This is a genomic window from Neobacillus sp. plas4, assembly GCF_057221695.1.
Window position 1 is genome coordinate 4519591 of sequence record NZ_CM170152.1, and the last position, 15003, is coordinate 4534593.

The window sequence follows — 15003 nt, forward strand, 5'->3', positions numbered from 1 at the left end:
AGGTTTATTTTGCTGCTTCTATTAATTTTTTCGCATGTCCTGCTAAAAGATGATCAGGTTGGATCTCAAGTGCTTTATTAAACATGTCAATTGCTTTTTTTCCATTCTCTTTAAAGGCATAGGAAACACCTAAATTATAATAGGCATCTGAATGGTTCTCATCTAATTCAATGCATTTTTCTAATTGCACAATCGCCTCATCAATTAATTCTAACTGCGCCAGACATAAACCATATTGAAAACGCGCTTCTACATCGTCTTCATTTAGCTCGACGCTTCTTTGTAAATAAGGAAGTGCAAATTTCCCCTGATCCATTTGTAAAAGGGTTAGTCCCAGCATGAAATAATTATCACTAGAGTGCAGCCCTTTTTTCATAGCCATTTCAAACATTTTTTTGGCTTTTTCAAACTGATCGTTACTAAAATAAATTGTACCAGTACTATAGTAAGCCGCTGCTGCATTTTCATCCAGCTGAATCGCTTTTTCATAAAATTTCAACGCTTTGTCGTCATCGCCGACAGCGGAAAGCACGTTACCAAAATTTATGTAGGCAATTGGGTCGTTGGGGTTTTCTTCAATTACTTCATTAAAGATTTTTGCTGCATCTTCCCATTTGCCTTCTTGCATGTATTGAACACCTAATTGGTTTTTATCCATGTTAAAATCACTCCGTTCTAATTGTAGAGTATAACATTTTTTAGTGAGATTTGGGATATGATTGGGTAGCTTGTTCGGATTGATTTTATGGAATTTTTTTCTAATTGTCCAAAACCTATTGGAAATTGTCCAAAACCCTCTGAATTTTATCCATAACTTATTGAAAATTGTCCAAAATCCAAAAACATCCTTAAAGGAACTATTTTTCAATCAAAAAAACCCTGATTCCAGCAGGAATCAGGGCATTTATTATCCAACATATGTCAATCGTTGCCCATTTTTATAGACTTCATCGATGGTACCGCCGCCGAGACATTCGTCATCATTGTAGAATACTACTGCTTGTCCAGGAGTAACTGCACGAATTGGTTCGTCAAAGATGACTTTGACTTTATTATCTTCTAAAATTTGCACACTTACTTTACTATCTTCCTGACGATAGCGGAATTTAGCGGTACAGCTAAACTCTGCTGGTTTTTCCCGATTTGAAACCCAGCTTACATTATCAGCAATGATGGAGTCGGAATAAAGCTTTTCATTATGAAAACCTTGTCCCACATAAAGGATGTTTCTTTTCAAGTCTTTTCCAATCGCAAACCACGGTTCACCTGAACCACCGATTCCTAAACCATGGCGCTGACCGATGGTATGGTACATCAAGCCTTCATGCTTCCCTTTTACTTCGCCATCCATCGTTTCCATGTTTCCTGGCTGCGCTGGTAAGTATTGGCCAAGGAACTCTTTAAAGTTGCGCTCGCCAATGAAGCAAATACCCGTGCTGTCTTTTTTCGTCGCCGTAGCGAGGTTTGCCTCTTTGGCAATTTCACGCACTCTTGATTTCTCAAGATTACCAATAGGGAACATTACTTTACTTAACTGCTCTTGCGTTAATTGGTTTAAGAAATACGTTTGGTCCTTATTTTCATCTTTACCACGAAGCATTTTATATTCGCCGTCACGGTATTCTACTTGAGCATAGTGGCCTGTTGCTAGATAATCAGCCCCTAAATTTACAGCATGCTCAAGGAAGGCTTTGAATTTTATTTCTTTATTACACATAACGTCTGGGTTCGGCGTCCGTCCAGCCTTATACTCTTCTAGAAAATAAGTAAATACCTTATCCCAATATTGCTTTTCGAAATTAACGGCATAATATGGGATACCAATTTGATTGCAGACACGGATAACGTCGTTATAATCCTCTGTTGCGGTACAAAATCCAGTGTCATCGGTATCATCCCAGTTTTTCATGAAAATCCCGATGACATCATATCCTTGCTGTTTTAACAACAGCGCCGCGACGGAGGAGTCAACGCCTCCTGACATACCGACCACCACTCGTATATCTTTCGGATCCTTCTTTTCCATTTTTTCACCCCTCTTCCCTATAAAAATAAGGTACATTTATTTTTTCAGACGAGAAACAATTCTTGCAATCTCTTCAGCTGTTTTGATGATTTGGTTTTCTGTTGTATTAAAACCAAAGCTAAAACGGATTGAATTGATTAATCGCTCTGATTCTTTACCATACATGGCAACCAGGACGTGTGAAGGTTCAATCGAACCAGCGGTGCAGGCAGATCCACTTGAAACAGCAATTCCAGCTAAATCAAGATTTACCAGCATCGCCTCCACGTTCGTTCCCGGAAAGCTTAAGTTTAATACATGAGGCAATGATTGTTCAAGTAATCCGTTTATGGAAAAGTCTACATTTTTTTCAGTCAAAACCTCTAAAAAGATATTCTTAAATTCTTGATACTTTTCTCGCTTCACTACCCGGTCTTCTGAAGCGATTTTTGCAGCTTCTTGAAAACCAACGATGGCAGCAACATTTTCCGTTCCCGCCCGTCTTTTTCGTTCCTGCTCCCCGCCGTAGGCACGAGGTACCAATTTAACCTTGTCACGCACATAAAGAAAACCCGTTCCTTTTGGTCCATTGACTTTATGAGCGGAAACAGATAATAGATCCACTTGGAGTTCATCCACGTTGATTTCTTCGATTCCATAGGCTTGAACAGCGTCGCTGTGAAACAGAGCCTGATGAGATTTTAACAGCTCGCCAATCTCCTTAATAGGCTGGATGGCTCCCACTTCATTATTCCCGTACATAATAGAAACCAAGATGGTATCTTCCCTTAATTCCCTTTGAAGATCTTCAACTGAAATTCTACCTGTTTGATCCACCTGTAAATAGGTTACATCATAGCCCATTTTTTCTAATCGTTGACATGCATGCAGGACAGCATGGTGTTCAACCTCAGTTGTTATTATGTGTTTGCCTTTATCCTGATAGTTTTCAGCCACACCAAATAATGCCATATTATCGGATTCCGTACCGCCGCTTGTAAATATAATCTCATTTTCCCTTGCACCAATACTCTTAGCCAGCGTTTCTCGTGCTAAGTCAATATAGTGACGTGCTTCCCTGCCAAAAGAATGAATACTCGATGGATTACCAAAGTTCGTATTCATAATCTCCATCATTTTTTCAATTACCTGGGGGTGCATCGGAGTTGTCGCAGCATGGTCAAGATAGATTCGTTCCATCATTACACCTTCATTCAAAATAATTCTCTTTTCTACTGTTAACATTAAAAAAGGCTCTTTTCTTTACCAGTATTGCTTTATGGAACAAAATTTATAAGAAAAGAGACTGCAAACAAAATTCATAAGCACAAAATAGCTTTTTCCGCGTTAAAATCGGCTTTAAGATTTTAACAACAATCTTCAGGAAAACAGCCTAAATGTAAAACATATAACCGTCGACTTCCGCATCATCACTATGACTTGCAAGATCTTCGAGAGTAGTATGATCGAGAACAGACTTTATGGCATCGCGGATACGAATCCAAAGCTCCCGTTGAGCTTGTCCTTCATCCTCAATCCCTTCAACCAAAGTTATGGGTCCTTCTAGTACACGTATGACATCACCGGCAGTAATTTTTGAAGGTGAATTTGCTAATATATATCCACCATAAGCACCTCTTATACTTTTAACCAATCCTGCGTTTCTTAGGGGAGCTATTAATTGTTCAAGATAATGTTCGGATAAGTCGTTGGCTTGGGCGATCGATTTTAGGGATGTTGGCCCCTCCCCTTGATTTTTTGCCAGTTCAATCATAATCGTTAAACCATACCGGCCTTTAGTAGAAATTCTCATTTTTTATGCACCTCTATTTATATTTTATATCTTTAAATTCTAAGTAATTTGATAGGCATTAGCTATTATATCATATTGTACTTTAATATGCTTTTTCGCGAAAAAATGGTAGAGTTATACCATAAGTTTATATTTAGTTGGAGAGATGATGATGCAGCAAAAGCCACTAGCATTTCGAATGCGGCCTAGAACAATTGAAGAAGTCGTTGGACAGCAGCACCTAGTGGCCGATGATAAGATTATTGCCAGAATGGTGAAAGCTAAACAGCTGACATCGATGATTTTATATGGACCGCCTGGTATTGGTAAAACATCCATAGCCAGTGCGATTGCCGGAAGTACAAAATATGCCTTTCGAACACTTAACGCTGTCACAAGTAATAAGAAAGACATGGAAATCGTTGCTGCGGAGGCGAAAATGTCTGGGAAAGTGATTCTGCTCCTTGATGAAGTCCATCGCCTCGATAAAGGTAAACAAGATTTCCTATTACCTTTTTTAGAAAATGGAATGATCACGCTCATTGGTGCAACAACAAGTAACCCGTATCATGCCATTAATCCTGCTATCCGCAGCAGGTGTCAAATTTTCGAACTAAAGCCGTTAACTCCAGATGAAATTAAGCATGCTCTAACCCGTGCCATTGAAGATGAAGAACGTGGGTTTGGAAATCTGAAAATCAATATTTCGGAAGAAGCATTAATTCATTTTGCTACAGCTTCAAATGGAGACGTTCGTAGTTCTTTAAATGCACTTGAACTTGCTGTTCTTTCAACCGACAAAGATGAGGAAGAAGTTATCCATATTGAAATAAAAACAGCAGAAGAATGCATGCAGAAAAAAAGCTTTGGTTCAGATAAAGATGGTGATGGGCATTATGATGTATTATCTGCCTTTCAAAAATCGATACGCGGCAGCGATGTGAATGCTGCACTCCATTATCTAGGAAGATTAATTGAAGCTGGAGACCTTCAAAGCATTAGCAGACGGTTACTCGTGATTGCCTACGAGGATATAGGTCTAGCCAGCCCGCAGGCAGGTGCTAGAACGCTGGCAGCGATTGAAACCGCAGAAAGAATTGGTTTTCCTGAAGCAAGGATTCCGCTGGCAAACGCTGTGATTGAGCTTTGTTTGTCACCCAAATCCAATTCAGCGGTCATCGCAATAGGTGAGGCAATTGCTGATATCCAAAAGGGGATCATTGGTGAGGTACCCGATCATTTACGTGATGCTCATTACAAAGGCGCAAAAGAGCTTGGCAGAGGAATCGGCTATTTATACCCGCATGATTATGAATCAGGCTGGGTTCCACAGCAGTATTTGCCGAACAAATTGAAGAACAAACAATATTACAAGCCAAAGAAAACAGGTAAATTTGAACAGGCACTTGCTGTCGTTTACGAAAAACTTATTCGCAAAAAATAACCTTTGGGAGGGGTCCCAAAGGTTATTTTTATGCGTCAATATCTCTTTTATTAAAGACGTAGAACGCCAAAAACTGAAAGATCACGTAGTAAATAATTAACACGATAATCGAGAATGACATCGTCATCCCCTCTAACAGCGGGGCTCCCTCAATATATTGCATTAAATTCGTATTCGCAAATAAAATATATTTTGCCCAATCAAACTTCATTGACAATAGTGCAGTGAATTGTCCCCCGGTAAACATTAAAAACAACGATAACCCAATCGCCAGTGAACTATTTCGGAAGACAGATGAAATCATAAATGCCATAGTAGTCAGCATAATCATTTCAATCGACCCTAGACCATAGTAAACGAGCAGGTGGAGTACAATGTGCTGCTCGGTCACTTTCCCATTTAAATAATTCAAATAAGGCAGTGTTTGGTCTGGCAATCCAAATAGCATTGCCCCAAGCAATGCGGAAAAGCCAAATAAAAGCCCTACCATGATCAAAGCAAACAATAATACGGTTAAGTACTTTGATAATAATATCTTGCTTCGATTAATTGGACGGATGAGCAGCAGCTTAATCGTCCCCCAATTAAATTCACTGGCAACAATTCCTGCTGAAATGACAATCGTAAATAGTCCTGCGAGTAAAATAAGCTCAGAATTGTCCTTTACAAAGGACCAGATATTATACTTTTCTCTAAAGGGAATATCATTCTCTATTCGATATTCATTGATTGCAATTTGTTTTTTATAGTAATCCTGCTCCGTTTTAAAGGAACTTGATTCTAACTGTTTTTTCAACGCTTCATTTTCCTGCTGAAGTACCGGCTTCCAGTTTTCCGTCACATTAGGCTCTTCTTCGACCAAATTATACTTCATAAAAACGCCCGTTACCGAAATAATTATCAATAGTATCGCAATCATTACATATGTACCAGGTCTTCTGAAAATCTTCATTAATTCATTCCGAATCAAGTTAATCATGGTCAGACGCCCCCTTATCTGACGTCACTTCAAGGAAGCGGTCTTCTAATGTTTTGGAAACTTCTTTAATGCCAAACACTTGAATATCCTCTTCCACGAACAGTTTAACCATTTCAGGTACTTCTTTTTTAGGAAGTTCCAACGTTATACCATTTCGTGAATGGGTTACTGGGACATTCGGAAAGGTTGCACGGACAAGGTCTAACGCCTTTTCACTTGGTATCGCGTCAAATTCAAAACTTGCAGTATTACTATGCACGAATTCTTGTACCATTTGGACATCAATGAGACGCCCATTTTGAATAATTCCAATTCGGTCACACATCATTTCCATTTCTGAAAGGATGTGGCTGGAGACAATCACGGCCATCCCCTTTTCCCTTGCCAAGAGACGGATATAATCACGTATTTCTCTTATCCCTGCAGGGTCCAGGCCATTTGTGGGCTCATCCAAAATTAACACTTTGGGATCATGTAAAAGACATTGAGCCAAACCCAATCTTTGCCGCATTCCTAGGGAGTAGGTTTTTACTTTATCGTGGATCCGGTCAGATAATCCCACAAGTTTAACTGTCTCATCAATTTTTTCCTTTGATATCCCTCTTACCATCCGCGCGTAGTGGACTAGGTTTTGATAGCCGCTTAGAAATTTGTACATTTCCGGATTTTCAACAATGGCACCGACATGTCTAACAGCGTCTTCGAACTTGGTTTTGATGCTCGCACCGCCGATTGTAATGTCTCCTGATGTAATACTCATAAGACCAACAATCATTCGAATGGTAGTCGTTTTACCAGCTCCATTTGGGCCTAAAAATCCAAAGACTTCCCCTTTATTTACGTTGAAACTAATGTTATCTATAATGGTTCTGCCTTTTATTACTTTTGTTAAATCCTTGATAACGACGATAGATTCCAAGAAAACTCCCCCTCTCTCTTAACAAGTGTAACTTATACTAGATAAAATTTACCAATTTCACATAAAAAAATACCCCTGAACATTTTGATTCAGGGGTATCGCTTATTTTTCATCCGATACACGATGGATTTTGATATCCTTAAGTAATTCTCGAACTACATAGCTTGCCATGATCAACCCGCAGGCAGATGGGACGAAGGCATTTGAAGCAGGGGGCATTTGTCCCTTACGAGTCGGTGCGTTCTCATTCCCAACCTCTTTCTTGATATCCTCACGAATGACAATTGGGCTCTCATCTGAAAAAACCACTGGAATACCTTTGTGAATTCTTTCCTTACGAAGCTTTGTACGGATTACCTTCGCGATTGGATCGGTATGTGTTTTGGAAATATCCACAATTTTAAAGCGAGTTGGGTCCATTTTATTAGCCGCACCCATGCTGGAGATAATCGGAATATTCCTTTTTAAGCATTCTTTCATGAGATGAATTTTGTAAATAATCGTATCCGAAGCATCAATCACAAAATCCAATCCATATTTAAAAAACTCTTCATACGTCTCTTCGGTATAAAACATTTTTAGGGCAATGACTTCACAATCAGGATTGATATCTTTAATACGTTCTTTCATTAGGTCTGCTTTCGGCTGACCAACCGTAGAAAGAAGAGCAATAAGCTGACGGTTAACATTGGTAATATCAACAACGTCTTTATCAACTAATACTAAACGGCCAACTCCGGAGCGTGCAAGCGCTTCAGCAGCAAATGTTCCGACACCGCCAATTCCTAACACAGCAACCGTAGCGTTTTTCATTATATCCAGGCCTTCTTTGCCAAATGCAAGTTCATTACGAGAAAATTGATGCAGCATGTGAATCCTCCAAAAATTAAATTCGATTTACTATTATCTTTTACCCTAAAAAAATATAACATACTCTTGTATTAATTCAAGTATTTCTATGGGAATTAAAATGCCAAAGAGGGATTGTTGCCCCTATTTCTTCAGCTCCAGATTATCGGCACAATTATTTTAGGGGGGATTCTTCCCCTATTTCTCTAACTCCACATTTATCGGCACAATCATGAGGGGGATTCTTCCCCTATTTCTCCAACTTCACATTTATCGGCACAATCATCCGGGGATTCTTCCCCTATTTCTCCAACTTCACATTTATCGGCACAATCATCCGGGGATTCTTCCTTTATTTCTCCAACTCCACATTTATCGGCACAATCATCAGGGGATTCTTCCCCTATTCCTTCAACTCTAGATTTATCGGCACAATCATGAGGGGGATTCTTCCCCTATTTCTCCAACTTTGCATTTATCGGCATAATCATCCGGTTATTCTTCCCCTATTCCTTCAACTCTAGATTTATCGGCACAATCATGAGGGGGATTCTTCCCCTATTTCTCCAACTTCACATTTATCGGCACAATCATCCGGGGATTCTTCCCCTAATCTGTCAACTCCCCATTTACGGGCACAATCTCATTTCATTCTAAAAACTAAAAAATAAAAATAGCCCCCTGCATTGCAGGAGACTATTTTTATAAGGGTCCCAATGGTGCCGTCGCGCTTAGTTCCTTCTTTTGATCCCGCCACTCTCGCAGGTGGGTGTCTTGTTCCAAGTTTTTGTAAGTCCCTTTAACCGTATAGGTTGAGGCTTTTACGCGGTTTGAAAACTGCAGACTCCCGAAGAAATAATGTTGGTCAAAAGTTAGGTAATACAACGAACATTTCAGGACACTTATTGGATTGCCTTTATAATATCATATAATGAAAAACCAATCAAGATATTATGAAAGCGTTTCATTCGTTTTATTATTAACATTTAGTGACAAATAAAGTTCTTTTAATTGTGCCTCGGAAACTCCACCAGGTGCATCTGTTAATAAGTCGCTTGCACTTGCGGTTTTTGGAAAAGCAATCGTGTCACGCAGGTTCGTGCTGCCTGCTAGCAGCATAACCAAACGGTCTAAGCCTAGCGCAATTCCACCATGCGGCGGTGTACCGTACTCAAAAGCATTTAACAAGAACCCAAACTGTTCCTGGGCTTCTTCTGGTGTAAAGCCGAGAACGCTAAACATTTTTTCCTGAACAGAACGTTCAAAAATTCTTAAACTACCGCCTCCAAGCTCATAGCCATTCAATACAAGGTCATACGCCTGCGCCCGGACTCTGCCAGGATCTGTATCTAGGTAAGGCAGGTCTTCTCTTACTGGCATCGTAAATGGATGATGGGCAGCATAATAACGACCTTCTTCTTCCCCATACTCAAGCAATGGCCAATCGGTAATCCATAAGAAATTGAACTTGCTTTGATCGATTAATCCTAATTCTTTCCCTAGCTTTAAACGCAATGCTCCTAAGGCGTCAGCAACCACATTTTTCTTGTCAGCTACAAATAGGAGCAAGTCTCCTTCATTTGCATCGAGTACAGTTCTTAAAGCATTCGCGTCTTCACCTGCAAAGAATTTAGCAATCGGACCTTTTAATCCTTCTGCGTCTACCTTCAGCCATGCAAGACCTTTCGCCCCATAAACGCTCACAAATTCAGTTAGCGCGTCAATATCTTTACGAGAATATTTTTCAGCAGCGCCTACTACATTAATTCCTTTTACTTGACCGCCATTTGCAACCGCTGCGGCAAATACTTTAAATCCTGAATCCCTAACCACTTCAGAAAGGTCTACCAACTCAAGACCAAAACGAGTATCAGGCTTATCAGAGCCAAAGCGATTCATTGCATCGTCATACGTCATTCGTGGGAATGGAGCAGGAATTTCAAGCCCTTTAACTTCCTTCATCAACCCCGTCATCATTTTTTCCATTAAGCCCAAGATATCCTCCTGACCAAGGAAACTTGTTTCAATATCAATTTGAGTAAATTCTGGCTGACGATCTGCCCGTAAATCTTCATCACGGAAACAGCGGGCGATTTGATAATAACGCTCAATGCCGCCAAGCATTAAGAGCTGCTTGAATAACTGTGGTGATTGCGGCAGGGCATAGAACTCACCTGGATGTACACGGCTTGGAACGAGATAGTCACGTGCTCCTTCTGGTGTGCTTTTTGTTAAGATTGGTGTTTCAATATCTAAAAACCCTTCGGAATCAAGGAAATTTCTGATTTGCTTTGTTACTTGATGACGCATTTTTAATGTTTCAAAAATTACCGGACGACGGAAGTCTAAGTAACGATATTTAAGGCGAATATCTTCCGACGCATCCGTCTTATCTGAAATCACAAATGGAGGTGTTTTCGCTTCGTTTATAATCGTTACGGAATCAGCTTGAACTTCAATTTTCCCTGTTTTTAAATTAGAGTTAATCGTTCCCTCTTCACGGGCAATAACGGTACCTTGAATATCTAGTACATACTCGTTTCGGATCTTCTCGGCCGTTTCAAGTGCTTCTTTTGATACATCAGGATTGAAAACAACCTGGACAAGACCTGAGCGGTCGCGTAAATCGATAAAGATTAGTCCGCCTAAGTCTCGGCGCTTTGCAACCCAGCCTTTTAGTGTAACTTTTTCACCAATGGCTGACTCAGGTACATCGCCACAAAAATACGTTCTTCCGTACATGAAGATCCTCTCCTCTATCACTTTAGTTCTTGAAAATATTCGACAAAATTTGTTAATTCAATTTCCACTTGTTCACCTGTAGCCATATTCTTTAGATTAATTTTATTATTCGTAAGTTCCTCGTCACCTAAAACTGCTACATATTTTGCATTCAGACGATCAGCTGCTTTAAATTGCGCCTTAATTTTTCGGTTTAAATAATCTCTTTCTGCTGAAATACCTGCTAACCGAAGCTTTTGTAAAAGCCCTACCGTGTAGTCCTTTGCTTGGTCGCCAAGGGAAGCAATATAGCAATCAATGCCTTGCTTGACTTCTAGGTCAATTCCTTCAGCATTTAGTGCAGCAATAAAACGTTCAATACTCATTGCAAAGCCAATTCCCGGTGTCTCTGGACCGCCCATTTCTTCCGCTAAACCATTATAGCGGCCGCCGCCGCAAAGGGTGGTAATGGCACCAAAGCCCTCAGCATCACTCATAATTTCAAAAGCAGTGTGATTATAATAATCTAAACCGCGAACCAGGTTTGGATCCACTACAAACTCAATCTCTAATTGTGTTAAATACTGCTGTAGTTTTTCAAAATATGCCTTAGAGTCACCATTTAGATAATCAATAATCGATGGTGCAGATTTCATTAATTCATGATTGTGATCCTGTTTGCAATCCAGAATTCTCAATGGGTTTTTTTCTAAACGATTTTGACAGTCTTGACAAAACTCTCCGATTCTTGGTTGAAAGTGATTCACTAATGCATTACGGTGAGCATTCCTGCTCTCCTTATCCCCAAGACTATTGATCACAAGCTTTAATTTTTTCAAACCCATTTCCTTGTATAAATTCATCGCAAGTGAAATGACTTCTGCGTCAATGGCCGGGTCATTACTGCCCAATGCTTCAATGCCAAATTGTACAAACTGTCTGAAGCGTCCTGCCTGCGGACGTTCATAGCGAAACATTGGTCCCATATAATAAAGCTTTACAGGCTGATTGGGATAGCCGAACATCTTCTTTTCTACAAATGACCGTACCACGGCAGCTGTTCCTTCTGGTCTTAATGTGAGGCTGCGTCCGCCGCGATCTTCAAATGTGTACATTTCTTTCTGAACGATATCTGTGGTATCTCCAACACCCCGTGCGAACAGATCTGTATGTTCAAAAATCGGAGTCCGAATTTCTTGATATTGATATTTTTCACAAAGCTCTCGAGCTTTTGCTTCGATCAGCTGCCATTTTTCAACCTCTCCTGGCAGAATGTCCTGCGTGCCTCTTGGAATGCTAATAGACATAAAGAATTCCTCCTTACTGTTACTTTTATAGGTAAAGCATTGTATAAAAAACAAAAAACTCCCGTCCCTTGTATAAATACAAGGGACGGGAGTTATATTCCCGCGGTGCCACCCTAGTTGAAGGCAAATTTCTGCCAACCTCTTTTACAGTTAACGCCTGCTCACGTTCTACTCCTACTAGGGCAACGTTAGTTCCTTTTCAGAGAGAAGCCTACGGAGTGTTCATTCATTAAGAATCATGCAGAAATGCTTTCAGCCTAAGGCATTTCCTCTCTTTTCATGTTTTACCTTAATTACTATGCTCCATCACTGGTTCTATGCATGTATTGTATTTATATTATATTACGGAGCATTGAATCCATTGTCAAGAAGGATTTAGGATCTTTCCAAATGTTTTTTCAACTTTCTTACATCACCGATCGTTAGTCCAAATTCGGAGGCAAGCTCAAAAGTAGTATTATGCTGTTCACTTTGAATAAAATCATGAAAGTCTACACCAAAAAGCCTGCTATCCATTGATTGAATGCTATTTCCTTTGTCGCTCGATCTCAATCCCATCACCCCATCATCTTCTTCTATTGTTTTATTATTTCCATCTCGCTAAAAAACTTACATGCGAAAGAAAATAACCGTTTTTTTCACAATAAAGGAATGATTTCCATCCCTTTTTACGATAAAATGAAAGATATTGTGAAGGGAGAGAATAGATGATAAAGAGATTTAACCTTCTGGTAATATGTTTCACCTTGTTTTTTGCAGTATTCCTTCCACAAGAAAAAAGTGTGGCAGCAACCGGTTCTGTTACCATTGCTGAGTCTACTGTGAATATTCGAAGTGGCCCAAGCTTAAGCTATCAGCTGGTGAAACAAGTAAAAAAGGGAGAAAAATTCACGATAATCAAAGAACAAGGAGATTGGATTCAAATTCAGCTTTCAGGTTCGAAATCAGGCTGGGTTGCCAATTGGGTAGTTACAAAATCAGCTAATGGATCGACGATTACCACATCTAACAAAAAATCGGCTGCACAAGCTAATACCAATCAATTAAGAGTGCGTTCAGGTCCAGGGACCAGCTTCCGGATTATAGGCTACTTATCGAAAGGACAAGCTGTTACTGTTCTAGACGATAATGAAAATTGGTTGAAGATATCTGCTTCATCAATTGGGGAAGGCTGGGTTGCACGAGAATACATAGATTTTAAAACTACTACTAGTAATTCTTCGAAAGAGGAAGATACAAGTATTTCCATCGGGACAGGGATTGTTACAGATACATTGAATATGAGGAAAGAACCTTCCGCCACTGGAACAGTAATAGGAAAGCTGGCTAAAGGGACTTCAGTTAGTATTTATTCAAAAAAGAACAATTGGCTGGAGATTAAGTATCGCGATCAAAAGGCATGGGTAAGTGCCGATTATGTTCAAATGGGTAATCAAAGTCAGCCTTCCAACACGAATACTGGAAGTATTGGGACTGTTACAGCAAGCAATCTTAGTGTTCGCAGCAGTTCTTCCCTAAACGCCGAAATAATAGGCTCCGTTTCTAAAGGACGGAAGTTTACCATTTTAGACGAAGTAAATAACTGGGTGAAAATTGAATTTCAACCAGGAAAAATAGGCTGGGCAGCTGGTTGGTATTTCAATAAGGATAAAGAAAGCTCCAGCTCGCTTACCAAAAATAGCAGGATTACTATTTTACATGATGGAACCAATATTCGAAAAGATCCTAGTGTTCAATCAAATGTCCTGCTGCGAGCAAATGAAGGCGAAAGCTTCCCCATTAAAAGCCTATCAAACGATTGGTACGAAATCATTCTGCCAAACGGCACGACGGGATATATTGCCGGCTGGATTGTTTCAACAAATGGAACAGGACCTGGGATTGATAAACAAGGAGCAGAAGGCCATTTAAAATATAAAACGATTGTCATTGACCCTGGTCATGGGGGTATTGATACTGGGGCGACCGGTACAGGCGGCACACTTGAAAAAGAATTAACCTTAAGAACCGCCCAGCTATTGTCGGATAAATTAAAAGCCGCGGGAGCAAATGTATTTCTCACAAGAAGCAGTGATTCCTATCTTCCCCTTCCTTCAAGGGTTAGAATGGCAAGTGTTCATCAGACAGACGCCTTCATCAGTCTGCATTATGATAGCAGCATAGATCGAAATATTCGCGGCATGACAGCCTATTATTATCATTCTTATCAAAAAAAATTGGCTGAGTCTGTTTATTACTCTACCAATGCCCAAACAAAATTAAAAAGCCGCGGTATCCGCTCAGGTGATTATCATGTTGTTCGTGAAAACAAAAGACAAGCGGTACTTATGGAATTAGGCTATATCAGTAATTCAGCAGAAGAAATGACACTTACTTCCGGTCAATTTCAAGAAAGTGTCGCAACAGGGTTATACAACGGCTTGGCAATGTATTTTAAAGAAAAATAAGAGCTTTAGGTTTTAACAATATACATTAGGAATACAGCCAAAATAAAAAAATGCTTGGCAGCTAGTAAGTGCCAAGCATTTTTTAACCTTTACTATCAACGATTAGTGTAACAGGGCCATCATTGATTAATTCAACATCCATCATCGCTCCAAAGATTCCCGTTTCAACCTTGATACCTTTTTCACGTAATAAACTGTTAAATACTTCATATAGTTGATTTGCCTGTTCCGGCCTTGCCGCTTCCATGAAATTCGGTCTTCTTCCTTTCCGGCAATCACCATACAAGGTGAATTGAGAAACAGAAAGGATTTCACCGCCGACCTCCAATAAAGATAAATTCATTTTACCGGCTTCATCCTCAAAAATCCGTAGATTTGCTACTTTATCAGCTAAAAAAGCGGCATCCTCTTCTTTATCATCATGGGTTACGCCAACCAGGAGAACAAGGCCCTTAGAAATCTCACCAGTAATCTCTCCGTTAACAGTCACCTTTGCATTTTTACTGCGCTGTACAACAACCCGCATTTTACCTTAACTCC

The 15003-nt window shown here is 39.9% G+C and carries 13 protein-coding genes, 1 other RNA gene and 1 other annotated feature; of the genes, 2 read left to right on the forward strand and 12 right to left on the reverse strand.

Annotated elements, in window-relative coordinates:
• Positions 1-4: 4 nt before the first annotated feature.
• From AC2TFD_RS22870 to cymR, 4 genes are all read right to left on the reverse strand, one after another.
• A complete protein-coding gene (locus AC2TFD_RS22870) occupies positions 5-658 on the reverse strand; it encodes a tetratricopeptide repeat protein (RefSeq protein ID WP_335568503.1) in 654 nt (217 codons plus the stop codon).
• A gap of 249 nt (positions 659-907) precedes the next feature.
• Positions 908-2026, reverse strand: a complete 1119-nt coding sequence (mnmA, locus tag AC2TFD_RS22875) for a tRNA 2-thiouridine(34) synthase MnmA (protein WP_335510447.1) — start codon at positions 2024-2026, stop codon at positions 908-910.
• Between the two features lie 36 nt (positions 2027-2062).
• Positions 2063-3205 (reverse strand): cysteine desulfurase family protein, encoded by a 1143-nt coding sequence (locus AC2TFD_RS22880; protein ID WP_335568526.1) that lies wholly within the window; start codon positions 3203-3205, stop codon positions 2063-2065.
• 193 nt (positions 3206-3398) lie between these two features.
• The gene (cymR, locus tag AC2TFD_RS22885) at positions 3399-3818 is read right to left on the reverse strand and encodes a cysteine metabolism transcriptional regulator CymR (RefSeq protein WP_335568504.1); all 420 of its coding nucleotides are present in this window, start codon (positions 3816-3818) and stop codon (positions 3399-3401) included.
• A gap of 151 nt (positions 3819-3969) precedes the next feature.
• Between cymR and AC2TFD_RS22890 the strand changes: the two genes are divergently transcribed.
• Positions 3970-5241, forward strand: coding sequence for a replication-associated recombination protein A (locus AC2TFD_RS22890; RefSeq protein ID WP_335511908.1), 1272 nt, complete (start codon positions 3970-3972; stop codon positions 5239-5241).
• A 28-nt stretch (positions 5242-5269) separates the two neighbouring features.
• Here the strand turns inward: AC2TFD_RS22890 and AC2TFD_RS22895 are convergent, their stop codons facing one another.
• From AC2TFD_RS22895 to AC2TFD_RS22925, 7 genes are all read right to left on the reverse strand, one after another.
• Positions 5270-6220: an ABC transporter permease gene (locus AC2TFD_RS22895; protein WP_335511910.1), complete on the reverse strand. Its 951-nt coding sequence runs from the start codon at positions 6218-6220 to the stop codon at positions 5270-5272.
• Positions 6213-7139 (reverse strand): ABC transporter ATP-binding protein, encoded by a 927-nt coding sequence (locus AC2TFD_RS22900; RefSeq protein ID WP_335568505.1) that lies wholly within the window; start codon positions 7137-7139, stop codon positions 6213-6215. Before AC2TFD_RS22900 ends, AC2TFD_RS22895 begins: the two co-directional genes overlap by 8 nt.
• 102 nt (positions 7140-7241) lie before the next feature.
• Positions 7242-8009 (reverse strand): tRNA threonylcarbamoyladenosine dehydratase, encoded by a 768-nt coding sequence (locus tag AC2TFD_RS22905; RefSeq protein ID WP_335511914.1) that lies wholly within the window; start codon positions 8007-8009, stop codon positions 7242-7244.
• 685 nt (positions 8010-8694) lie between these two features.
• A non-coding RNA gene (ssrS, locus tag AC2TFD_RS22910) (6S RNA) lies at positions 8695-8891 on the reverse strand.
• 48 nt (positions 8892-8939) lie between these two features.
• A complete protein-coding gene (gene aspS / locus AC2TFD_RS22915; protein ID WP_484674028.1) occupies positions 8940-10730 on the reverse strand; it encodes an aspartate--tRNA ligase in 1791 nt (596 codons plus the stop codon).
• Positions 10731-10747: 17 nt separating this feature from the next.
• The gene (gene hisS / locus AC2TFD_RS22920; protein WP_484674029.1) at positions 10748-12016 is read right to left on the reverse strand and encodes a histidine--tRNA ligase; all 1269 of its coding nucleotides are present in this window, start codon (positions 12014-12016) and stop codon (positions 10748-10750) included.
• A gap of 78 nt (positions 12017-12094) precedes the next feature.
• Positions 12095-12335 (reverse strand) — a binding site (T-box leader).
• A gap of 56 nt (positions 12336-12391) precedes the next feature.
• Entirely contained in the window at positions 12392-12568 is a 177-nt protein-coding gene (locus AC2TFD_RS22925; RefSeq protein ID WP_165903056.1) for a hypothetical protein, read from the reverse strand.
• Between the two features lie 155 nt (positions 12569-12723).
• On the opposite strand from AC2TFD_RS22925, the gene AC2TFD_RS22930 reads away from it, so the two are divergent.
• Positions 12724-14463: an N-acetylmuramoyl-L-alanine amidase family protein gene (locus AC2TFD_RS22930; RefSeq protein ID WP_484674030.1), complete on the forward strand. Its 1740-nt coding sequence runs from the start codon at positions 12724-12726 to the stop codon at positions 14461-14463.
• An 82-nt stretch (positions 14464-14545) separates the two neighbouring features.
• Here the strand turns inward: AC2TFD_RS22930 and dtd are convergent, their stop codons facing one another.
• Complete coding sequence (gene dtd, locus AC2TFD_RS22935; RefSeq protein WP_335511927.1) at positions 14546-14989, reverse strand: D-aminoacyl-tRNA deacylase; 444 nt, start codon at positions 14987-14989, stop codon at positions 14546-14548.
• Positions 14990-15003: the final 14 nt, after the last annotated feature.